Here is a 23093-nt window from a genome sequence, read left to right on the forward strand (position 1 = left end):
CTTTGATTGATCCGCTTGTTGATGCAGTAGATCTTACATTTAAATTAGAACCCGCCTGAACATTGACTTTCTTACTTACTAATGTTGGTGTATTACCGCTGTTCTTTTCAGTTGCTTTATTATTATTAGTTGTTGCTTCTGTAATTTTTTTCTCCGATAGATAACTACTACTTACATAGCCTGTTTTTCCAGATACAGTTACTTTATCCCATCCATTTGCACTCGACAGAACTTTTACCTCTGTTCCTCTAGAAAGTTTTGTTAAGATGGAACTATTCGTACTCGCTTCCTTTCTAACATTAAGGGAAGATTTTTTTTCAACATTGACATATTTCGCCGTTGTTTTTGCCGTTGCCTCTTTACTAGCGCTTGTTTTAGTTTCATCTTTCTTCTCTGTACTTGAATTTCCCTTTTTCTCTGCTAGATATTGTGTTGCTACATATCCTTGTTTTCCATACGCTTCTACTTTCGACCAGCCATTGGATTCTGAATAAACCGTTACAGGTACATCTTTAGCCAATTTTACAATAATGGAAGCTGAATTGGACGGACTGTTTCTTAAATTTAAACTGGAACCAGTATCAACATTAACGTATTTAGTCACTTTTTGTTGTTTGTTTGAACTATTCGTTGTTTTCTTTTCCTCTGATTGTACAGCTTTTATGTATTGAGATGATACATATCCATTTATTCCATTTACTTTAATTTTTGCCCAGCCATTGGACTCTGAAATAACTTCGACTTTTGTATTGTTTTTAAGCTTTGTTACTACATTTGCTTTTGTCGAAGCTGACTCTCTTACATTTAAAGTAGAAGACGGATCAATAGAAACATATTTTACGAAACTCTCTTGCTTTGTTGTCAAATAACTTGATGATACATATCCAATCTTTCCATCCACATCCACTTTTGACCAGCCATTCGTTTCCGAAAGGACACTAACTTTTTCTCCTGCCTTTAAAGTGGTTACCACACTTGTACTGATTGATGGACCGACTCTTACATTCAATACCGATCCTTTATTCACTTCTACATACTTCGTAACGGAAGCTGCGTGAGCCTCATCCATAAAAAGTGGGGAAGATAATGCTGCTAGAAATATTCCAGGTACAACTACTTTTTTCACCACTACATACCTCCTAGATCTATTTGCTTAGTTCATTATTTGGTTATTCTTGAATCTATCATCTTGTTACTACTAAACTCTATTACCCCTATTATATATTCTTTAGTACCTATGATATTATCTATTATTCTACTAGTATATAATCCTATAGTCACGTTTTTTTATTACACCCTTATTTATTAGGTCTAAAGTTTCATTTCAATACCAAATACACCTAGCACACCTAATCTAATAGTAACATTATTAACTAGAAATAAATAGTCATGAAGATTTAGATAAGACCACAAAAAATAAAAATAGGCATCATGGACTACTTGAAATTGAGACCGTATTTCTCCAAAAACTGAATGAAAAAAGCTTCCAATCTATCACTAAAAAGATAGATTGGAAGCTTCATCACTCAGTAGTTGGATCTTTCCCCTTCCCAATCAACTGATAAATCATAAGCTATTTGGCTCTCCATGCGATTTTTTATTTCATTTAATGATGCTTCATTTCCTAATACCCACATTAATTTTGCCACAATTGCTTCTGTATTCATATCTGCGGATAATATAATATTGTATTGCGCCACTTTTCTTCCTACTTCATATAGTAGGAGGTCTTGTCCTTCTTCCAAGCATTGAGTTGTGATAACAACAGCAATTCCTTCCTCTACCATTTCTTCAATCTTTGGTAATAGATTTCTTTCCTCAAAAGGTAAGCCCCCATTACCAAAGCTTTCAATAATGACCCCTTTATAATGCTGTTTAATAAAATTAAATATCTCCGGCTTTGTACCTGGGTGCAATTTTAATAAAAAAACATCAGGACATATGCTTGTATTCAACAGCAAATCAGTTGTCGTCTTGTCAGGCTTCCATAAAAAGTGAATTTGATCTTTTTCGATCGTCGCTACATATGGATGATTGATACTAGCAAATGCATCATAGCTCTTTGTTCGCATTTTCATTGCTCTTGTACCGATAATAACACGTCCATCAAAAACGACAAAAACTCCGCCTATCTCTTCTTTCGCAAAGCGAATGCTATCTATAACATTTTTCTTAGCGTCTGTTTGTTTAAAACTAATCGGGACTTGTGATCCAGTGATTACAACAGGTTTTTCGAGACCTTGAAGCATATAAGAAAGTGCTGCTGATGTATACGCTAATGTATCTGTACCATGTGTAATAATAAAACCATCAAATTCATGATACCGCTCAGCAATGGTCTCAGCCATCATAACCCAATGTTCCGGCTGCATATTAGTACTATCTCTATTCATAATGATTTCACAAGTTACATCAACTTCTAAAATATCATTCTTAAAATATTGAAGGAGATCTTCTGCAGACAAACCAGGAACAAGTCCTTCATTTCCTTCTATTGAGGCAATTGTCCCGCCGGTCGCAAGTAAAAGCAATTTTTTCATTTACAGTCCTCCTAAATGCCATACGCCTTAAAATATATCCTTTTTCGATATATACCACGTTATTATATATACTTAAAGAAATTTCCGCAATAAGAGGATTCTATCCATTTTATCAGAAAAAATTATTTCTCTCTATTTCTATTTTCCTAGCTGAAAGCAACATAAAAAAATGGCTGGAACAGAGATGTCCGACCAAAAATAAGGCCAAACAGATTCGTATGATTGTTTGGCCTTTTATTCGCTTATCGAAAATTAATAGATCACGTTTTAATCTAAATAGGTAATTTTCTCCTCGATAGACGTGCGTGCTTTTGGTTCCATAATTTCTTCCGGGTAGCCAATAGCGAGTACTCCGACCACTTCATAGTCCTCGCTTACTCCTAACGATTTTCTTCCTAAAGCCGAAGATCCGACAGAACTCCAAAACGTACCTACTCCCGCATCCCATGCTTGCAGCATAAAATTTTGGATAAAACAGGAAACTGCTGCTAAATTTTCATCCCTTTCGATTTGGTTTCTTCCTTTATGCGATAAAACAGCAATAACCTTAGAAGCTCCGCCAAAATTTGTTTTATGTTTTAGTTCTGCTCGGGTTTTCTCTCCAACAAAAAGAATTCTCCATGGTTCTGTCATTTTATGATTCGGTGCAAATTTTGCCTGTTGAAGCCATTCCAAAATAATAGAATTCTCTACATCTTTCGTTTTGAATTTTTTTACTGTTCTTCTCCCTGTAATTAATTCAGATATATTCACTTTTAACTCTCCCCTTTTTGTGAAGTATTGCTTATTTCTCTTTATTATAATAATCCTATTTTCTACTTTTTTAAATAATTCCTCTTTCTAAAAATACAAAAAAATCACCTTCAGAACGTTGACAAATATCCTAATTGTGACTAAAACGTTTCTTAAGTCGACTCCCTGAACAACTTTTTCTATCAATAAGCCATTTGCTTATTTTATATTATTGCTATTGTTTCGGAATCCACTCCTTTTTATTTCTACATTTACATGCACATTAATCTTCGCATCTTTAAAACCTGTATCCCAATTATCTTCATATTGTTTAAAATGCTTGTAATCTTGATCTCTAAATATTTCTCCCAATCCAAATATATCTGCGACATATTCTTTTTGCATTTTTTCAATCAACTTACTAAATTCTTTTTCAAGATAACGGTTTGTTTTGTCTTCAAAATCTTCAAACGCATTTGCTTTTGCAGCTTTTATCCCTTTCTCAGAGCCATCTAGAATGGATTCAGCTTTAATAAATATATCAAATTGAGGTCGGCCATTCACTTGTCTAGCTTTAATCTTTGTCTTAGAATGCATAACACGCAAGCCGAAAAATTTGTTCTTCTCATAGGGGATGCTCAAGGAGGTCTGTTCCAACTTACTTTGAATCCACACTAACATCCTTGTATCATTTAAATCCAAATATCCTTGCAGCTTTCCATTTTTAAAAATTGCCAATGAATCAATTTTTGCTATCGCCCCTGGTACTGTTGTTTTAATGTTATCAAGGTTCCACCCTTTTTCTTTTTCCCCGTCAATTTTCATAGCGGACAAAACAGGAACTTGTCCAGGTGATGAATAGGTACGGATAAAATCATTTAATTTAATGCCTGGAGTTCCTCCCCATTCCTTTAACATATTGTCTAGTTGGGGAAATATTTTTAATGAGGAAACTTTTTGATAATCATTCGTTATTCGCAAAAAATCTACTGCCTCTGTATCCCTTGCTACAACTATATTAAAGTCATCTCTTATCTCTCTGTCCCTATCAAAATAATCCATAAAACTTAGAATACCCTCTCTGGCAATATCCTCCCCGATAATAAGCAATCTCGTATGTGAAAAAACTAAATGGGTTGATATTGCTGTATTAAACTTATGGGTAATCTCCCCTACCGTATCTCCTTCTATCGAGTAGACAATCGCAGGGGCTAAACCTTGAGCAGTTCTTGGATTTAATTCAGCAGCAGAAGTACTCTCTATCGAAAGTTTGTATTTATGTTCTTTCCCCTTATCTATTGCTATCCCCGTTACAATCGAATTTTGATTTAATTCCGAATGATCCCAACAACCAGCTAAAAACAAGATGGATACAATAGATATACATAATAAACAGCGCTTCATATTTTTAGACTACTCCCTTTGTATCGTCAATATCTTCCTTCCTCTATCACTAATTAGTATGATAGAGAATCAAGAAAAACAGACAATTACACCTTTTTCAAAGATAATAATAGTTTGTGAAAAAGAACGAAAATTATCCTTTATATCCTTACAATTCTATTAAGAAAATGACATAAATAACAGAGATAGTTGTGACAATAAGAGGAATAGTCCATTCTCAAGTGGATACAAATAAAAAAAGATGAGGACAGGGCTAATACACTGTCTCTCATCTTTTTCTTCTTTATTATTAGTAAGCTAAGCTGAATAGCCCTTTAATATGTGATAAGTAACGAATATTACTTGCTTCTTTCATTAAGGAAGCAGGTAATCCTTTTAATGGAGTCGAGCTGCCTCCAACGATTGCTACACCATCTTTTCTACCAAGACTTGCAAGTGTACCAGAATTAATTGGGTTAAATGTATCTAATGCTTTATTTTCAAGGTAAGCATATAGATTATATCCAATTAATTCTCCCATTTGCCAAGCAATTTGAGCAGTTGGTGGTGCTGGACGACCATCCCCATCAGCAGGGAAGTAAACAGCACTATCACCAGCTACAAATACATCAGGGTGTGAAGTAGATTGTAGGAAATCATTTACAGTTGCACGACCACGATTTACTTCTAATCCAGAAACTCCAACAAGTGGATTTCCTTGTACGCCGCCAGTCCATACAAATGTATTAGCAACAATTTGTTGACCATCTTTTAAATCAATTACATTGCCAGACACATTTGTTACTGGTAAGCCTGTTAAGAAAGTAACACCACGGTTTTCCAAACTCTTAGTAGCACGTTCGATTAAGTCTTCTGGTAAAACAGGAAGAATTTTCGGACCAGCTTCTACTAATAGTAATTTAATATCGCGGAAATCAACGCCATATTTTCTTGTTAATCCTGGTAAGATATCAGCAAGTTCACCAACAAGTTCTACACCTGTTAGTCCGCCACCACCAATTAATATTGTTGCATCTTCTTGTTTTCTTGATTTAGCATATTCACGAATACGCTCTTCTACATGATTGTAGATTTTGTTTGCATCATCTGCTGATTTAAGAACCATACTGTTCTCTTCAAGACCAGGGATACCGAAGTATGCTGTTACACTTCCTAGCGCTACTACTAATGCATCATAAGATAATTTAGTTCCATCGCCTAAAGCAACTTCTTTTGTATCTACATTGAAAGAATCAACAGCAGCAATTTTTAAGTCGATGTCTTTGCCTTTAAATAATTTTTCTAGTGGCATAGCAACAGCTTTTTCAGAAACATTACCTGCTGCTAAGCGATGCAATTCAGTAATGATTTGATGTGTTGGATATTTATTAATAACGGTTACTGTAGCTTCCGCTTTACTGTAAAATTTACGAACATTTAAAGCTGCTAACAGGCCACCGTATCCAGCACCTAAAATAACAATATGTTTTGACATAGTAAATCCCCCGTCCTTATTACATTTAAAAGTATTGGCAGGCTCCCCTGTCAGTTTTCACATAAATAAATTCTTTTATTAACGCCATTACTGACTAAAGGAAGACTACTTGAAAGATTATTTATTATTGCGTTCTGACATGATTTGAAGATAGCTCTGTAAAAAACGGAACATCTTTTGTGCTTGTGGGTCTTTTAACATTTTCATTAAACCGAATACACCAATTGTTTCATTGCTTGCATCTGCACGATCTTTTGCTTCGATAGCAGCGGATGCCATTCCTTTAACAGAATGAATAACTGGTTCGAACATTTCCGTTGTTGCCCCAACGATATCACTTTTAAATACTTCATCTTGGGATAATGATTGAACAACATCATAAGTTTTAGATAAACCATTAACCATTTCAGTTAACTTTGGTAGTTGCTCCATTAATGTTGTCAATGATTCTTGTACCTCAGGCTTTAGCAACTGATCCAATAGGTCTTGATTTGTTGCAGTCAGTTGTTTTTCAGCATTGGTTTGCGCAGTAGTTTCTGACATAACTGATTCTCCTTTACTATAAGCACTTAGCTTAAATGTTATTAACAAATGTTTTGTGATTCTATGCACAAAACTTTGCAAAAAGATAATTTTTAACTAACTCTAGTTAGAATAAATGAAGGTATGTACAAAACTTTTTGAGTCTCTTTTTCTACAAACTAAAAGAAGATGTACAACCTCTCCATTATTAAACTCCTCTAATATAATACCACTTTTTGAACAAAAATAAATGTAAGTTTGACAAAAAAACAGAGTTTTTTTCAAGAAAAGTGATGTTTATCACGAAAAGAGAGAATAAAGTCATAAAACCAACAAAATAAATTATTAATCAAAATTGTCTTATTTTTTACTCTATAAACTATTATGCTAAAAAAACAAGTTACTATTCATTTAATCTGTAGACCCCCCTCTTGATAATCGAAAGTTTAAATAGGATATTAAAACTCTTCCTGTCGACAAACTGTACCCATTACTCCTTTAAACTTCTATAAACTACTTACAAATACCTGTAATCGTTTACCACTATTTTCACAAAAAAGGAAGGGGCAGTTCTTAATCTCTGCCCCTTCCTTTTTCCTTATTTATGGTTAAGTGGAAAAATTACAGAGCAAGTCGTTCCCTTATTTATTTTACTGTTGATTTTAATTTTGCCATTCAAATGATGAATAATATTAAAACATACCATCATTCCAACTCCCGTTCCTTGTGTTTTTGTTGAGTAAAAAGGCGTTCCGAGTCTCTGAAGTTCGTCTTCCGACATTCCTTTGCCATTATCCTTAATATTTATCCTTAAATGATTTTCTGACAGTTTTGCAGAAATAATCACTTCCCCTTTGTCTTCGATTGCTTCAATCGCATTCTTTATCATATTAATAAATAATTGCAAGATTTCATCATGCCCAGCTTCAATTATACAAGTTGTTTGAACTTGATTATAAATTTTCACATTATTTAAAAGAGCATATGGATACATCAGTTCTTCTACTTTTTTGATAATCTTCGCTAGCTCGATCTGTTCTTTTTTCCCTTGATTTGGTCGAGCAAGTGATAAATAATCATTTATTATTTTTTCAGCTCTCACCAATTCTGAAGATATAAGTAAAAGCATTTCTTGTTGTTTCCCAGTAATATTAGAATCTTCTTTTAATAAATGTGTATACCCTTTTACTACTGTTAACGGATTACGTATTTCATGAGCTACAGATGCAGCCATTTCGCCAATCAGTCGTATACGTTCAGTTTGTTGCATTTGCTCTTGCTTTCGTTCTTGATAAGAAAGTGATTCTATTAAATAAATTGCGATACTAAGGGTAACAAGATGTGATAAATACAAGTAAATCACAAACATAATAGTTAGTTTATTTGTAAAAAATGAAGTAGTAATTACATCAATACTTATTGGGATAAATGATGTGGAACAAGCAATCATTATTTTTTTTCCATATGTTTTAGCCTGCTTGTACATTTTTATCGTATAGCACAAGACTGGCACTGTTAATAGAACAATGATAATAGTAATCATTAGCCCTTCATTACATCCAATCATATATCGGTAAATCGCCATAACCATAGTAGTTAATAACCCAGCCGGTAAGCCCCCATAAAAAAAGGCGACCAACCATGGAATCGTCCTTAAATCATAAATATGTCCTGGAGCAATTTCTAATGACAATGCCATGGCTAAAATTAATATCGTTGAACAATAAAAAGCTGTAAACAGACGAGTATTCTTAATTTTCATTTTATGAAAATAATAGAAATAAATAAAAATTGGTACGACATTCAATAATAAAACAAATAAATAATTGTCAAATCTAATCATTTTTTCTCCTCTAAAATAATATCTCCCTGTATCTAAGTTACCATCATTCCACTATTATTTCATCAGTAAATATTATTCTTTTTTATTACAAAGTTGCTATAGTTTAATCTATTTTTTAATGTTTATTAGTTATACAAATAATTGCCGAAAAAGCTGACATACTAATAAAGGCTACACTATCTATTTTGTAATTCCTTCATTATTACTTAAAGAGGAGAACACAATGACAAATAAAAAAGCAGATTCAAAATCAGAAAATCTTAAATGGTGGCAGTTATCATTAATTGGTGTGGGCTGTACGATTGGAACAGGGTATTTTCTTGGTTCCAGCCTTGGAATAATGGAAACAGGCCCATCCATTGTTTTCACCTTCATTTTAGCAGCGATTGGTACGTATATTGTTTTTAATCAATTGGCAAAAATGACGGCGGAGGATCCACAGGAAGGGTCGTTTTGTTATTATGCAAATAAAGCATTTGGCCCATGGGCAGGCTTTAGTTGTGGCTGGAATTATTGGTTTTCTAACATTCTAATCATGGGAAGCCAACTAACCGCTCTCTCCCTGTTATCTCAATTTTGGTTTCCTAAAGTCCCATTATGGGTATTCGCTTGTATTTACGCTGTTCTTTCTTTGTTTGTTGTTTTTCTAGGAACAAAAGGATTCGATCGTGTAGAAAATTATTTGGCTATTATTAAGACAGCAGCCATTATAATGTTTATTGGTTTAGCTGCTGCTGCTGTTTTCGGTTGGATTCATGGAGGCAATGGTGCTGTTTCTGTCCCTAAATCTATAGACGACCTTTTTCCTAAAGGCTACAAAGGCTTTTGGATTTCTTTACTATTTGCATTTTATGCATATGGAGGAATTGAGGTTATTGGGTTAATGGCAATGCAATTGAAAGATAAGAAGGATGCACCAAAAGCAGGTACAAATATGCTCATCATTCTCGTCATAATCTATGTTCTTTCATTAGGATTAGCAACAATATTAGCACCGCTCGATCAATTTTCCGAAAAAGAAAGTCCCTTCGTAACAGCGTTATCGGAGTATCACTTAACCTTTTTCCCACATGTTTTTAATGGTGCTATCATTATTGCAGGATTCTCTACCATGACAGCTTCTTTATTCGGTGTAACCAGTTTATTAGTAACTTTAGCAAAGGATGGAGACGCTCCGAGAATTTTCCAAAAAAAACTTAAAAAGTTTAACGAGCTGCCTCTCCCTTCTTTTATTCTTGGAGGAATAGGGCTCTTTGCATCTGTTGTTGCTGCCCTTTTATTACCCGGGAAAATATTCGAATATATTACAACAGCTGCTGGAATTCTTTTACTATATAACTGGACTTTTATCCTTCTTTCTTCCTTTAAAATACTTAAAGGAAAACTATGGGATAAACTAAAGTCTTCCTTTGGGATTTTACTTATTATCACAGCTATCGCAGGTACCATTATTGAAAAAGAAGTCCGTATCGGTTTTTTTGTAAGCTTAGCATTTGTCCTAATTATCGCATCAGCAACTTTTTTCATGCGACATAAATTGGGGAAAAACAAGGCGGGTTGTGCAAAATAAACAAAATTTCAATTTATAAAACAGAATAAACCAAGGAAAAGTCAACGTTTAAGCTGTGACTTTTCCTTCTACCCTGTCATTGATTCCGTTTGGAATATACCTTTTTTATACTATCTCTAAGTTTTTGGACCTTTTTAGCATATGGTGTCTCTTTTACCTCTTGCATCAGAGACATTAATGCACTTTCCATTAAAAAATACCTCGGGTATTTGATCTCTATCTCTTCTTCGATAAATGTTAACAATTGTTCTATTTTCTCTTGACTAGAAAGCAATTCTTTATCTTTTTTTAAATCTGCTTTAAACGCATAAATCATACAAAGAATTTCCTTCTTTCCCACATCCTCATCACTCATGGATTGAAGGGCAATCCAATTATAAAGCGTATCTGGTTTTATAAGGACTTCATTAGATTTAGATAGATGGTTAACCATATCAAGCACCCGATTTACACAGTATTGCACAATTTGATGTATATTTGCGTGATCTTGATAGATTAATGAATGCACAAAAATACTAGAATGAATCATTCCCATTAACATAATAGAACAATCTAATAAATACGTTTTATTTTGTGCACCACATACATCAACTAACCGATTATAAATCCAGCTGAGCTCATGTATTCTTCTATTTTTAATATAATTTTTTAATTCTTCATCCTTTGTAAAAAGAATTTCTTCAAATAAAGAAATGATTTTATATTGGTTATTTGTTCGAATCAACATTTCAATTTGTTTGATAAACAGGGTGCTATCTGTTTCGTCTTGCCCCATTAGTAATTGTTTTCTTTGCCATTCCAATTCCGTATAAATATTTTTAAAAATTGAAATTAACAATTCATTTTTACTGGAAAAGTAATTATAAAATGTACCTTTTGAAATTTTACTTGCAGTTAATATGTCTTGGATCGATGTCTGCTGAAATCCCTTTTCAATAAATAATTCATGTGCTTTATCCATTACTTGCTTTTTACGTTTATTCATTTAACCACCTTGAATATAAAATTAGACTACCGGTTCAATTTATATAGTAGGTCATTTAGAACAGATTTACAATCATCCCAATAAAAAAGAATCGTTGGATTATTGTGATAGCAAGGTTTCTACTAAAGAAAAAAAGTGGAATTAATAAGAAATTATTTTTTACTTAGGGATTCTAAACATTTTTATTGCATTATTTATACTACAGGTATATTATTATTTAAGCTTAGATCCAATGGATAAAAAGAACGTAAAGTTCATAGGGAGGAATTGTTTTAATGAACACAAATGCAACATCGAATGAAAAAAAACCGCCATATGGCATTATCGTTATTTTAATGGCAGGTGCCTTTGTCGCATTTTTAAATTCAACGCTTTTAAATATCGCTTTACCATCTATTAGTGCGGATTTCAAAATTGATCCTTCTGTTGGCCAATGGCTGGTAACTGGATATATGCTTGTAAATGGAATTATGATTCCAACATCTGCCTTTTTAATTCAAAAATATTCAACGAGAAGATTGTTTATAATAGCAATGTCCCTTTTTACAATTGGTACATTAATGGCTGGCATGGCTCATTCTTTCCCAGTACTATTGCTTTCAAGAATGATACAGGCTTCTGGTTCATCCATTATGATGCCTGTTTTAATGAACTTCTTACTTACCAGCTTTCCAGTTGAAAAACGTGGAAGTGCTATGGGTGTTTTTGGTCTTATCATGACTTTTGCTCCAGCAATCGGCCCAACATTATCAGGGTATATTGTAGAGCATTATGAATGGAGAATGTTGTTCTATGTTGTTTCACCAATTGCTATCATTGTGTTAATATCAGCAATTTTTAAAATTAAAGACAAAAAGGAAAAAGTAGATATTCATATCGATCTTTTATCTGTCATATTGTCTAGCTTAGGTTTCGGCGGATTACTATACGGATTCAGTTCAGCCGGCACAAAAGGCTGGAGTAATATTCATGTTTATGGAACTTTAATTATTGGTGTGATAGCCCTTATTTTCTTTGTTCTGCGTCAATTAAAAATGACTACTCCAATGCTAGAGTTCCGAATCTTTAAGTATCCGTTATTCTCCTTATCAGCAGTAATTACTGTTGTGGTAAACATTGCACTATTCTCTGCCATGTTGTTAATGCCAATGTATATTCAGACCGTAAGAGGCATTTCACCATTCCACTCTGGTCTCTTATTATTGCCTGGTGCGATTATTATGGGGATTATGTCTCCTATTACAGGAAGACTTTTTGATAAATATGGAGCAAGGACGCTTGCCTTAGTTGGTTTAACATTGACTGCCATTACAACATATATGTTTAGTCAATTATCCATGACCACTACGATAACTACACTTGTTCTTATCTATTCCTTGCGTATGTTTGGAATGTCTATGGTTATGATGCCGATTATGACAAATGGTTTAAATGAATTACCGTCTCGAATGAATCCACATGGGACTGCTTTAAATAATACATTGTCTCAAGTTTCTGGGGCGATTGGTTCTGCAGTTATGATTACATTCATGTCACAACGTACAAAAACGCATGGTGAGGAACTGGCTGCTAAAGCAATGCAAGAAATGAGTAATACAACCACTCAGCCAACCCCCGAAGCAATTGCTACTATGAAGGAGCAGCTGGGAATGCAAGCAATGCTTGAAGGAATTAATGATGCTTTCCTTATTTCTGTTGGAATTGTCATCGTTGCACTTGTTCTCGCAGCATTTGTAAAGCGTGCTGTTCCGCCAAAAGATGCAGAGCAGCAAACTAGTCCAGCGAAAATGAAAGAAGCAGTAGAATAAACAAACAGTCAGCGTCAACCGCTGACTGTTTTTGTATAAAAAACAAGGATGTTCCTTTAATGGACATCCTTGTTTGCTATCATTACTTTGTTTATTCTGCACTTACTAATATCTTCACTTGATTTTTTTCAGATATCAGCGATTGGAAACCCTCTTCAACCACTTCATCTAATTTAATCTTTTTAGTTACCAATTTATCTGCTGAAAAATAGCCTTTTCTCATTAAATTTAACACACTTGGAAATACATCTCGATAACCAATAATCCCCTTAATAGTACGTTCTTTAATAACAATATCATTAGGGAGAATTTCAGCCCCTTTTTCCCAAATACTTACTATAACAGTTTCTCCAGAAATTGTAGTAGATTGAATGGCTTGTCTTAAAACTACTGGAACACCAGTTACTTCAAAAGAGACATCTACTCCACCATTTGTACGGCGAACAAGTTCTGCAACTACATCTTCATAATCAGCTGGATTTACAACAATTGCACCAAGTTCTTCTGCTTTTGCCTGGCGTTCAGGAGAAAGCTCAACTGCATATATATCTGTTGCTCCCGCTGCCTTTAAAGCTTCTATTACTAACAGTCCAATTGGTCCACAGCCAAAAACTGCTGCCGTATCCCCTGCCTGTATTTTACTTGATCTTACAGCGTATAAAGCAACAGCAGAAGGTTCTACTAATGCGCCTTGTTCGTAGGATAATTCATCTGGCAATTTATGCAGTAATTCTGTATCGACAGAAACATATTCAGAGAAACCTCCTCCGCCACCTGCTAAACCAAGAAATCCCATATTCTCATCTAAGTTATAAGCACCTTGATGACCATGTGTAGCAAAAATAGGTTCGACCACCACACGATCTCCCACTTGATAGTCAGTTACGCCTTCTCCAATTTCTACTATTTCTCCAGAAAATTCATGTCCTAATGTTACAGGAGCCACTTCATTTGTTAAAGGATGTGGTTGATCCACTGGTATAAAGATAGGACCTCCTAAATATTCATGTAAATCACTGCCGCAAATTCCACACCACTTTACTTTAAGTTTTACCTTTCCTGGCGCTACTTGCGGTTCTTCTATGTTCTCTAAGCGAATATCTTTTTGGTTATGCCATCTTAATGCTTTCATTTTTACCATCCATCCCCTTTGACCTTAATAGGTTTATAGCCGTATCTTTTATTTTGAGCAACTTGTTATTTAAGGCCTTAAAAAACTTAAGTTTCAGAAACAATTTAATTATAGTACTTATATGATTAATTTAAAATTATATTATAATTAACTATAGTTAACGATTACTTAACTATATTCTAGTTTTTAAGAAAGGAGCTACATATGAATATAGAACAATTAAAATATATTGTTGAAATCTCTCATTCCAGCTCTTTAAAGACAGCTGCAACTAAGTTGAATATTTCTTTACCTGCGCTTAGTCAGTCCGTAACAAAGCTAGAGAAAGAGTTGAACATTGAAATTTTCCATCGCTCTAGAAAGGGAACCTATCCAACTGAGGAAGGAAAAATACTCATCCAAAAAGCTAACGGCGTACTAGAGAAATTACAAGAGTTTTTAGATGAAGCTGAAAGCTTTGTCCATATCCTCAAAGGTGAGTTAAAAATTGCAACTTTCCCTGGACCTCTGGATTTATTAGCTGATCAGATTACTTTATACAAAAAAGAATTCCCTTACATAAAGGCATCTATTGAGGAAGATAACTCACAGCATATTATTGAAAAAGTAAAAAAAGAAGAAGTAGATATCGGTTTCATTATTTATACAGCGGAGGATATCAAGAAAAACAGTAGCTTGCGTTTCCATAAACTATATGATGGATGCATGGTTGTAGCAGTAAATAAAAACTCACCTTTAGCAAACAATGAATATATTACAGAGAAAATGTTAATAAACCAGCCAATTATTTTGTATAATGATCATTCTATTTTAGAATTCGTGCAAAATTTAGCTATTGTCGAAAATGACATGGAAATTCTATTTACAACCAACAATGTGGAAACTATTCGGTATGCCTTAGAAAGAAATACAGCCATTAACATTGGCTATGATTATGCATTTAAAACAATAACTGGGTTAGCAAACAATGATAGCTATGTAACTCTGCCTTTCGTTGATACCATAATAAATACCTATTACTTTGGATATATTTATCCAATAGACAAAGGTATTTCTAAGGTAGCTAAAGAGTTCTTAAATAGGCTGACATAAAGTTAGCCTATTGCCTGCTGCATTATTTACTATTCTTTCTCACGCCAGAATCTTTCCCTTTATGAAAAAAATTCTGGAAGATTTTATAAAGACTAAACCCAAACATAATCCCTAAGGCATTTAATATTACATCATCAATATCCGTACTTCTCCCTATGAATAATTGAAGGATTTCTATTAAAAGAGGAATACCAATAGCTATCCAAAATAAGGAGGAAAACTTTCTGAATGCTTTCCATAATAATGGGAGAAAAATACCAAAAGGGACAAAAATAACAATATTCCCTAATAGATTGATCCGTGACACTTCATTCCAATTACTTACTTGATCATTTTCTAGGGCAAAATAGGAAATGATCGTGGCAAAAGGGATAAGATTAATACTTCTTAATCCCTCAGACCATTGAATAGAAAGCTGCTGCTTACCATCCTCCACTATCAAATACCAATGGGGAATAATGGTCTGGGATGCTACCCCTGTGCAGAACATCACAAACAGGAAGAGGAGGGTTTCTTTCATCCATACTATTTGTTGTGTTTTATATTTAACGTATAAATATCGACTTAACAGATAAATTGGTGATCCAATCAATATGTAAATAATCATTGACTCAAGATACATTCTAATCATATCGTGCCCCCCACACATTATTGAAAGTTTTTTCTACGAATAATACTTAAGATAAGACCAATTAATAAAGCATTAATAACGGTTGGAACAAGACCATAGCTTATGAATGGCAAGGATAATGAAATAACCGGTAGAAGTCCTACACACATTCCTAGATTATAAACAACTTGAACACTATACAGTGTAATAGATCCTATTAATAGAAATTTCGCATATGGATGCTTTATTTTTTTGACATTGGCGATCATCTTTAGAATAAGTGCTCCGAATAACAATACAAGAATTACAGCCATCATGTATCCAAATTGATAGGTGATTTGCAGAAAAACTGTGTCTGTATTATTAATAAAAGTTAATACTTCCATATCTGGTGAACCAACCCATTTTAAATCAGCCCACATTTTTTGGCGATATAAATAAAAATAACCAGCTTCTTCGGCATATCTTTCAGGAAATAGAAATGCCATTAGTCTATTTAATTGATAACTTCCTCTTGTAAGAAAAAGAAGCCCTAAAAGAAGGATTGTTCCTATTCCATATGTAATAAGGACTTTCCTTTTAGAAAAGCGGCTCCAAGATAGCATGATTGCGACTGTAAAAATATAAATAAAAACAGTAGAAATACTATCAAATCCGAAGAGAAATAAAACACATGAAAAGAAAAATAAGCACAAGAAAGAAACATATGTAAATTCTTTCTTACTAAAAAAGGAAGCCCAGGCTAATAAAAAAAAGGGGATGGCCATTATGCCTTGGAGTATAATTGGTCCAATTTTTATATAATTCATTCCATTAATCATAAGATTGCCAAAGAAAATAATAGATATCAATAACAACGATCCTATTGAATAAAATAAATATCCAAAATCAGCAAATTTACGATAGTCCACATACATAAAACCAATGACTATTGCAATCCCTAAGAAAGTCATTAATAACTTTAGCGTGATAAAATGAAAAGAAGAAGATAATGCTGGCAATATTCCTATCATTAACAGACTCACTGTTAAAATAACGATAGCCCAATCAATCGTTGGACGATAGATTTCACTTAACTCTCGTCCCAATTGGGAAGGACTTCCCATTTCATTAATTGCTTTTTCTTCTGCTTCGTTTTCTGTCCACCCTTTTTTCATCCATCCCTTTTTTGCAAGTTGGATATGATACTCCATTTCTAATTTAATCGATTCCTTTGCTTCTTTCGATTTCACTTGCTCCGTCACTTTATCTAAAAATAAATGTTTATTATTCATTTACGTACACCCAATCTATCAGTTCTCTAATATTTTTGCTGCGTCCCCCTTCTGCTGCCAACTTTTTTTCGAGCTTTTTTCCTTTACGGTCTATATGGTAATATTTTACCTTGTTATTGTCCCACTCTGATGCAATTATATTTCTCTGTTCCAATCGATGCAGAAAAGTATAGATAAATCCTTCTTGATTCTCAAACTTTTGAAAGCCGCGAGCACGTAACAACTCTGTTAATTCAAAACCAGTTTTTCTAGTATGAAGTAATTGCAAAGCTGCTAAAAGAATCTCCTCTTCCTTATTCTTTATTTGAATTTTTTTCATAATTTCTTTGCGATGCTCAGCAGTAAATGAAAGATGATTAAAATAAGTCTTTTTCAAACCAGCTTGAAGGTTTTTTAGTCGTTTTTCCATTTTTCTTCATCTCCAATCTTTTTTAATAATTGCTTCGCTCTTCTTAATCGGGTTTTGATCGTATTTTCATTAACCCCTATTATCCTGGCAATCTCCTTTATCGTTAATTCTTCGAAATAAAAGAGGAAGATAATTTCTCGATACAGAATAGGTAAACTCATCACAGCCTGCACAAGCCATTGTTCTTCCTCTTTTTGAACAATGGTTTGTTCAATATTTTCTTTACTGTCTTCTCCATAAATATATTCGTCATCCACTTTTATAACATTTTTTGTATACCAGCTTTTCAAATAATCTTTACAGTGGTTAATAGCAATTCTCCAAATCCATGTTCGAAAACTAGATTTCCCTTTATATTTATGGATGGAATAATATACTTTCACAAAAATATCTTGTGTTAATTCTTCTGCGATCGCTTCATTTTTGACATAAGAAAAGACTAAATGTAATAGCTCTTGTCCATATGTAGTCATAATTTCATCAAATACTTCTTCTTTATTGTCTATTTCTTTCCAGCATGCTGACAATTCTTCCAAAACAATAAACCTCCTTACCTAATAATTAGACGACATACAGGAGAAAAAGGTTTGGATAAAATCATGTAAATCAATCCCCTTATTAGAATTAAAGCCTTTAAAAGAAAAAACACCTTCCTAATTAGTTATAAAAATAGCCATTAGGAAAGTGTTATATTAGAAAATGATCAGATTATAAAGCCCACGTCCAAGCTGGAAATTTCCATCCTTTATACTCCTCATAGTGGTTTCACTATATTTAACTTTCTTTTTTTTGTTTCAAATTGTTTGAACATCACTTGATAAATGAACGCACTTATTATCGCTAATATAGCAATAATGAAGAATGTCCATTTAAATCCGAACCAGGCACTCATCGGAATGGATAATGGAGCAATCATTTTTGAAAAAGTGAACCGCAGACTTGCTGCCGCAAAATATTTACCACGTTGATCCTCGGGAGCAATCTCAGAAATAAAACTTTGTTGAATTCCTGCTGTCATCAACTCTGCAAAACTAAATAAGAGCATGGCGAACATTAACCCCCAAATTAAATTAGTTTGGCTAAACATGATAACTGCAATCGCATAAATAAAGGAGGAAATAATAAAAACATTCTTCTCTTTAAATTTAGACATCCATCTTGTAACAATTATGGTAAATAAGGCTACGACCAAGCCATTTTCTGCAAGTATTAATCCAAAAGCTTGTGTACTTTGAATTTCTAGAGACCAATTGCCAAGAGAAAATAAGTTTTGTGTAGCAACCATTTCATCTACATAGACTGGTAATAATAAATCTAGTTGCATAAAGGTTTGCCCTATTAATACTCCCGCTAAAATAAACAGTAAGAAAGTTCGGTCTCTTACTATCACCTGATAATCTTTTAACTGTGCCCCAAGCGCCATAGCCCAATTCTTTTTCTTATTATCTAGTTCTTTATATGGCGGAGCCGTTTCAGCAATCCAAATTTTTAATACCATACTCAATATAATATTTAATAGTCCAGCTGCTAAAAGGAGGAAAAAACGGTAATCTTTATAAAAGAAACCGCCAAGAATCGGACCAATTACTACTGCAATATTGGTAGAAGTATAAAAAATAGCAAAAACACTACTTCTGTCTTTTTCTTTTACTACATCGGCAACCATCGCTTGGCTTGCTGGCCAATAAATACTAGTAAACAAGCTGATAACAGTGAAACAGATAAAACTAATAGCTGGGGAATCAAGCCACGGAGAGCTAGCAAAAGCAAAGATTAAATAGGCAATTCCTTGGGCAAGACTTGATATTACCATCATTTTCTTTCTACCGAATTTATCAGCATAATAGCCGCCAAGCAAATTGGCAACAACAGAAAAGGCTTGAGAAAGTATTAATAAGAATCCTGCAATTGATTTCCCAAAGGATTCTGTAAAGTATATCGCTAAAAATGGGAAAAACATCCAAAACGTTACATTAACAGTTGATTCACCAGCAAGACGAATCTTTAAATTCCGATCCCAATCTCTAAGTCGCATCGTCATGATAGTTGTCACTCTCTTTCTATTTATTTCCCCTATCATACCTTGATATTTCGGTTTAGGAAAGACTTTCTTTTCTATTATGATGATGTCTCTATATCCTTTTAAATAGATTTTAAATTAGTTAGTCTATGGATAAGAGACATGTTTTCAATCCTTTCCTCTTTTTATCGATTATCTAAAACTACTTTTATCTTCCTTAAACTTTTTGTATACCTGTAACCATGTTTGCGCCATTAGCATATTACCAGCAGAATTCATATGTACTCCATCTGTCGTTAATACTTGATTATTTTGTTTTTGTAAATACTCCATGAATACTTGATGTGTAGGCACAACCACTGCATCATATTTGGCTGCTATATGATGAATGACTGTTACATAATCTTTTAAAAGAATATTGCCTTTTGCTTCAATCGCTTCCTCAATAATGGTTGGCTCCATCAAAAAAATACTGGCATTTGTATGTTTTTTTACTTTTTCTAATAAACGTTCGTAAATAGCGCTAAATTTAGCTGGAGTAACCTGTTCTAGTTGAGGTTGGTCTAATTGTCTCCATACATCATTAATTCCAATTGATATAGAAACTAGATCTGGACGTAAGGTGAGAACATCTGCTTCCCAGCGTTGTTCTAAGTCAGTGATTCTATTTCCATCTATCCCTTTATTAACAATATTCGGCAAGACTTCTGGTTGATTAATAGTAAAGTAGTCTTTAATATAACGAACATAGCCATAACCAATGCCTTCCCTATCTTCCATTCTTCCCGCCTGTGTAATACTATCTCCTATAAACAAGAATCGTTTATTTGCTTCCATCCCAATCATCCCTCCATAGAACGTTTTCATTTATACAATAGCATGTGGTTCTTTCGCAAGGCAACCATCGATTTCTCCCATACAAAAAGCCTCAATTGGAATTTAAAAAACTCCAAGAGAGGCTATAAGAGAAGAGTCAATTATTGTTGTGCCTGGACAATTTTTTCTAAGTTACGTTCCATTACCTTAATATAATCCATTCCACTTTCTTCATCTTTCTTGCTTAGTGCTTCTAAAGTGCTTAGTACTTCTGTTCTTGCCCCAATTTCAGTGGCAAGCGTATCTGCAACTTTTTGCGAAGCCGTTTCTTCAAAATAAATAACGCTAATATCATGTTCTTTTGCAAAATCTTTTAATTCCGCTAATCTTTGTGCATTCGGTTCTTGGTCTGGTGATATCCCAGAGATTGGTACTTGAGTTAATCCATATTCACTTGCTAAATATCCAAATGCAGCATGTTGTGTAATCATTTCTTTTTTCGCTACTTTGCTAAGATCATCACTATATCTTTGATCAAGTGCAGTTAATTTTGCAATATATTTTTCACTATTTTTTTGATATGTTTCTTTATTATCAGGATCTACTTTGATTATGCTCTCCGTAATTGTTTCTACTTCTTTAATCGCTAACGCTGGACTTAACCAAACATGAGGATCTTTCTCATGACTATGCCCATCTTCCGCCTCTTCACTTTCATGGTCATGGTCAGCTTCTTCCCCTTCATGATCATGCTCATCTGTTAATCCCTCTTTTAAGGTAATACCTTTGCTTGCTTCAACAAATACTGTTTCTTTATTATCAACAGCAGATTTAATTGTATCTACAAAATTTTCCATATATATACTATTAAAAACAAATAAATCTGAAGTTTGCACATTGGCGATATCTTTTGGTGTTGGCTCCCATCCATGTGGTTCTTGATTCGAAGGAATAAGTAATGTTACATCTGCCTTGTCACCAGCTATATTTTTTGTAAACTCATACATAGGATAAAAGGTAGTCATGATCTTTAGTTTCTCTTTATTTGCCCCGTTCGAATCATTATTTTCTCCTTTGCCACATGCAGCTATCACCAATATTGCAAGTAACATAATCGTTACTAATTTAAATTTTTTTCCCATTTTTATCCCCCTGCCTTTTATTTACTTTCTTTATGCATTTCTCTATAATATTAAACAATATAAACTCCATTCGATTTGGATTATTCTGTTCTCCTTAATTTTAATTGCGATCTCTGTTTCTGTACAAACCAGTGTTTTTTTACTCACATAATGACCAAACCTTTATTTATTCATACCCAAGATATAAGAAGTGCTGTAAGATCAAAGTTAAAATTATGTATGAAAACAATGGATATAGCAATTGTTCAAAAACTTCTATTCTCAGTTTGCCTTACACTATCCTCCGGAAGAACTAGAAAGTCACTTAATCTCTCGACAGTTTTTTATCCTCAATTTAACTCCTATCATCTGTTCGTGCAAATGTAATTTTATTTAACCATATAAACTTTAAAACAATCAGATCGAAACTGTTACGATTTATAAAATTAGATGGAGCATATAAAAGATTGTTCTATCGACTTTATTATATTAACCGTAACCATTACGATTTGTAAAGTGTTTTTTATAACAAATGTTTAAAAGCATGTAAATTGACTTTAAAAGCAAAAGGCTATATCCTCCCCAGAAAGCTGGAAGCCATATAGCCTTTTTCAAAATGCTGCTATTGTATGGATTCTACCGTCGATTTAAAGTAAACACGTTCTTTTTTCTTTCCTGATTGATATACGGCACAAATCATTTTTTGTGTTTTTAATGCTTCTTCCCCCGTGACATCTAAAGGAATTCCTGTTGCCAACGAATCGTAAAAATTATTGATTTGCTTTACATGACTAACTCCCCAATACCCTTTGACTCCATTTTCATAATGAAAAGTTTCTTGAGGATTATTATCTGCGATAAATTCTCTTCCATCCATTAATCGTACAGTTGCCCGATCAGCAACCATTTTGGCAATTCCCTTTTCACAATGCAGCTCAATTTCAACTGGCGCGTCGTACGTATAATAATTTATAGCATGAAAAGCAGTAACAATGCCATTCTTATATGCTATAACTCCTTCAGCTGCATCTTCCACCTCAATAATTTCATGTGCACGATTGCTTATTGATGCATCTACATAGTTAATGTCGGCATTCACAAACCATCTCATCAAATCCATTGTATGAATTGCTTGATCAATTATAACTCCGCCGCCTTCTTTCTCCCATGTCCCTTTCCAATCACTTTTTTGATAATACTCATCAGAACGGTCCCATGTAACAGATAGTTTTCCTGATTTGATCTTGCCAAGTTCTCCATTATCCAACATTTTCTTTATGAGCTGGGAGCCAGGATTATAACGATTTTGAAAAATGACACCAAGGGTAACCTTATTCTCCTTCGCTGTTTCCACCATTTCAACAGCATCATCATAATGAATAGACATTGGTTTTTCTGTTAATATATGAATCTGTTTTTTCGCAGCTTCAATTGTCACTGGTGCATGCAAATGATGTGGCAGACAAATATGCAACACATCTAAGCTTTCCTGTTCAAACATTTCCTTATAGTCTGTATAAGCGGCACAGCCATAAATTTTGGCTTTTTCTTCTGCTCGTTCAGGCTTTACATCACAAACTGCTACTAACTCTGCATCCTCTCTTGAGACAATTGATTGAGCATGCATAGGAAAAATATTACCACAACCAATAATCGCTACCTTTAATTTGGACATGTTTCTCTCCCCCGTTTCCACTATTTAACGAATGTCTATTTGTTCAAGTATTTTCTAAATATACTT

At 33.8% G+C, this 23093-nt stretch carries 20 protein-coding genes; 3 read left to right on the forward strand and 17 right to left on the reverse strand.

What is annotated here, in order from left to right:
• The 7 genes from NiCM35_RS22475 to NiCM35_RS22505 all read right to left on the reverse strand — a co-directional run.
• On the reverse strand, positions 1-1126 hold a 1126-nt coding region (locus NiCM35_RS22475; protein ID WP_433780788.1), incomplete at its 3' end, for an SH3 domain-containing protein.
• A 400-nt stretch (positions 1127-1526) separates the two neighbouring features.
• Entirely contained in the window at positions 1527-2540 is a 1014-nt protein-coding gene (locus tag NiCM35_RS22480) for an asparaginase (RefSeq protein WP_095333076.1), read from the reverse strand.
• A gap of 267 nt (positions 2541-2807) precedes the next feature.
• A complete protein-coding gene (locus tag NiCM35_RS22485) occupies positions 2808-3293 on the reverse strand; it encodes a nitroreductase family protein (RefSeq protein ID WP_163188213.1) in 486 nt (161 codons plus the stop codon).
• A gap of 198 nt (positions 3294-3491) precedes the next feature.
• Entirely contained in the window at positions 3492-4676 is a 1185-nt protein-coding gene (locus tag NiCM35_RS22490) for a Ger(x)C family spore germination protein (protein ID WP_095333082.1), read from the reverse strand.
• Between the two features lie 289 nt (positions 4677-4965).
• Positions 4966-6150 (reverse strand): NAD(P)/FAD-dependent oxidoreductase, encoded by a 1185-nt coding sequence (locus NiCM35_RS22495; protein ID WP_095333084.1) that lies wholly within the window; start codon positions 6148-6150, stop codon positions 4966-4968.
• Positions 6151-6267: 117 nt separating this feature from the next.
• The gene (locus NiCM35_RS22500) at positions 6268-6693 is read right to left on the reverse strand and encodes a DUF1641 domain-containing protein (RefSeq protein ID WP_095333086.1); all 426 of its coding nucleotides are present in this window, start codon (positions 6691-6693) and stop codon (positions 6268-6270) included.
• 577 nt (positions 6694-7270) lie between these two features.
• Complete coding sequence (locus NiCM35_RS22505) at positions 7271-8515, reverse strand: ATP-binding protein (RefSeq protein WP_433780789.1); 1245 nt, start codon at positions 8513-8515, stop codon at positions 7271-7273.
• Positions 8516-8738: 223 nt separating this feature from the next.
• On the opposite strand from NiCM35_RS22505, the gene NiCM35_RS22510 reads away from it, so the two are divergent.
• Positions 8739-10085: an amino acid permease gene (locus NiCM35_RS22510; protein ID WP_095333090.1), complete on the forward strand. Its 1347-nt coding sequence runs from the start codon at positions 8739-8741 to the stop codon at positions 10083-10085.
• 76 nt (positions 10086-10161) lie between these two features.
• Here the strand turns inward: NiCM35_RS22510 and NiCM35_RS22515 are convergent, their stop codons facing one another.
• On the reverse strand, positions 10162-11070 hold the full coding sequence (locus tag NiCM35_RS22515; protein ID WP_163188219.1) for a TetR/AcrR family transcriptional regulator: 909 nt from the start codon (positions 11068-11070) through the stop codon (positions 10162-10164).
• Positions 11071-11345: 275 nt separating this feature from the next.
• Here NiCM35_RS22515 and NiCM35_RS22520 point away from each other — a divergent pair, with 275 nt between their 5' ends.
• The gene (locus NiCM35_RS22520; protein WP_095333094.1) at positions 11346-12878 is read left to right on the forward strand and encodes a DHA2 family efflux MFS transporter permease subunit; all 1533 of its coding nucleotides are present in this window, start codon (positions 11346-11348) and stop codon (positions 12876-12878) included.
• A gap of 91 nt (positions 12879-12969) precedes the next feature.
• On the opposite strand, the gene NiCM35_RS22525 is transcribed toward NiCM35_RS22520, so the two are convergent.
• Positions 12970-14010: a 2,3-butanediol dehydrogenase gene (locus tag NiCM35_RS22525; RefSeq protein ID WP_095333203.1), complete on the reverse strand. Its 1041-nt coding sequence runs from the start codon at positions 14008-14010 to the stop codon at positions 12970-12972.
• Between the two features lie 204 nt (positions 14011-14214).
• On the opposite strand from NiCM35_RS22525, the gene NiCM35_RS22530 reads away from it, so the two are divergent.
• Positions 14215-15102, forward strand: coding sequence for a LysR family transcriptional regulator (locus NiCM35_RS22530; protein ID WP_095333096.1), 888 nt, complete (start codon positions 14215-14217; stop codon positions 15100-15102).
• A gap of 22 nt (positions 15103-15124) precedes the next feature.
• Here NiCM35_RS22530 and NiCM35_RS22535 read toward each other — a convergent pair whose 3' ends face one another.
• The 8 genes from NiCM35_RS22535 to NiCM35_RS22570 all read right to left on the reverse strand — a co-directional run bounded on the left by NiCM35_RS22535 (position 15125) and on the right by NiCM35_RS22570 (position 23027).
• Positions 15125-15733, reverse strand: coding sequence for a VanZ family protein (locus tag NiCM35_RS22535; protein WP_163188221.1), 609 nt, complete (start codon positions 15731-15733; stop codon positions 15125-15127).
• Between the two features lie 17 nt (positions 15734-15750).
• The gene (locus NiCM35_RS22540) at positions 15751-16986 is read right to left on the reverse strand and encodes an FtsW/RodA/SpoVE family cell cycle protein (RefSeq protein ID WP_095333100.1); all 1236 of its coding nucleotides are present in this window, start codon (positions 16984-16986) and stop codon (positions 15751-15753) included.
• Entirely contained in the window at positions 16979-17395 is a 417-nt protein-coding gene (locus tag NiCM35_RS22545; RefSeq protein ID WP_095333102.1) for a PadR family transcriptional regulator, read from the reverse strand. Before NiCM35_RS22545 ends, NiCM35_RS22540 begins: the two co-directional genes overlap by 8 nt.
• Positions 17380-17931: a sigma-70 family RNA polymerase sigma factor gene (locus NiCM35_RS22550; protein WP_095333104.1), complete on the reverse strand. Its 552-nt coding sequence runs from the start codon at positions 17929-17931 to the stop codon at positions 17380-17382. Before NiCM35_RS22550 ends, NiCM35_RS22545 begins: the two co-directional genes overlap by 16 nt.
• 218 nt (positions 17932-18149) lie before the next feature.
• The gene (locus NiCM35_RS22555) at positions 18150-19430 is read right to left on the reverse strand and encodes an MDR family MFS transporter (RefSeq protein WP_095333205.1); all 1281 of its coding nucleotides are present in this window, start codon (positions 19428-19430) and stop codon (positions 18150-18152) included.
• Positions 19431-19607: 177 nt separating this feature from the next.
• Positions 19608-20252, reverse strand: a complete 645-nt coding sequence (locus tag NiCM35_RS22560; RefSeq protein ID WP_171509500.1) for an SGNH/GDSL hydrolase family protein — start codon at positions 20250-20252, stop codon at positions 19608-19610.
• Positions 20253-20392: 140 nt separating this feature from the next.
• Positions 20393-21373, reverse strand: coding sequence for a metal ABC transporter substrate-binding protein (locus NiCM35_RS22565; protein WP_123257378.1), 981 nt, complete (start codon positions 21371-21373; stop codon positions 20393-20395).
• A 601-nt stretch (positions 21374-21974) separates the two neighbouring features.
• Positions 21975-23027: a Gfo/Idh/MocA family protein gene (locus NiCM35_RS22570; protein ID WP_371472840.1), complete on the reverse strand. Its 1053-nt coding sequence runs from the start codon at positions 23025-23027 to the stop codon at positions 21975-21977.
• Between the last annotated feature and the right edge of the window lie 66 nt (positions 23028-23093).

The sequence above is a fragment of the Niallia sp. M35 genome, from assembly GCF_050971705.1.
GTDB classification, from domain to species: Bacteria; Bacillota; Bacilli; order Bacillales; family Cytobacillaceae; genus Niallia; species Niallia circulans_A.

Bases quoted from the DNA above. Each gene is read 5' to 3' on its own strand.
- NiCM35_RS22535 (WP_163188221.1), bottom strand. From the start codon at position 15,733: ATGATTAGAATGTATCTTGAGTCAATGATTATTTACATATTGATTGGA.
- NiCM35_RS22520 (WP_095333094.1), top strand. From the start codon at position 11,346: ATGAACACAAATGCAACATCGAATGAAAAAAAACCGCCATATGGCATT.
- NiCM35_RS22515 (WP_163188219.1), bottom strand. From the start codon at position 11,070: ATGAATAAACGTAAAAAGCAAGTAATGGATAAAGCACATGAATTATTT.
- NiCM35_RS22500 (WP_095333086.1), bottom strand. From the start codon at position 6,693: ATGTCAGAAACTACTGCGCAAACCAATGCTGAAAAACAACTGACTGCA.
- NiCM35_RS22565 (WP_123257378.1), bottom strand. From the start codon at position 21,373: ATGGGAAAAAAATTTAAATTAGTAACGATTATGTTACTTGCAATATTG.
- NiCM35_RS22530 (WP_095333096.1), top strand. From the start codon at position 14,215: ATGAATATAGAACAATTAAAATATATTGTTGAAATCTCTCATTCCAGC.
- NiCM35_RS22560 (WP_171509500.1), bottom strand. From the start codon at position 20,252: ATGGAAGCAAATAAACGATTCTTGTTTATAGGAGATAGTATTACACAG.
- NiCM35_RS22490 (WP_095333082.1), bottom strand. From the start codon at position 4,676: ATGAAGCGCTGTTTATTATGTATATCTATTGTATCCATCTTGTTTTTA.
- NiCM35_RS22510 (WP_095333090.1), top strand. From the start codon at position 8,739: ATGACAAATAAAAAAGCAGATTCAAAATCAGAAAATCTTAAATGGTGG.
- NiCM35_RS22525 (WP_095333203.1), bottom strand. From the start codon at position 14,010: ATGAAAGCATTAAGATGGCATAACCAAAAAGATATTCGCTTAGAGAAC.
- NiCM35_RS22505 (WP_433780789.1), bottom strand. From the start codon at position 8,515: ATGATTAGATTTGACAATTATTTATTTGTTTTATTATTGAATGTCGTA.
- NiCM35_RS22555 (WP_095333205.1), bottom strand. From the start codon at position 19,430: ATGCGACTTAGAGATTGGGATCGGAATTTAAAGATTCGTCTTGCTGGT.
- NiCM35_RS22545 (WP_095333102.1), bottom strand. From the start codon at position 17,395: ATGGAAAAACGACTAAAAAACCTTCAAGCTGGTTTGAAAAAGACTTAT.
- NiCM35_RS22480 (WP_095333076.1), bottom strand. From the start codon at position 2,540: ATGAAAAAATTGCTTTTACTTGCGACCGGCGGGACAATTGCCTCAATA.
- NiCM35_RS22570 (WP_371472840.1), bottom strand. From the start codon at position 23,027: ATGTCCAAATTAAAGGTAGCGATTATTGGTTGTGGTAATATTTTTCCT.
- NiCM35_RS22540 (WP_095333100.1), bottom strand. From the start codon at position 16,986: ATGAATAATAAACATTTATTTTTAGATAAAGTGACGGAGCAAGTGAAA.
- NiCM35_RS22495 (WP_095333084.1), bottom strand. From the start codon at position 6,150: ATGTCAAAACATATTGTTATTTTAGGTGCTGGATACGGTGGCCTGTTA.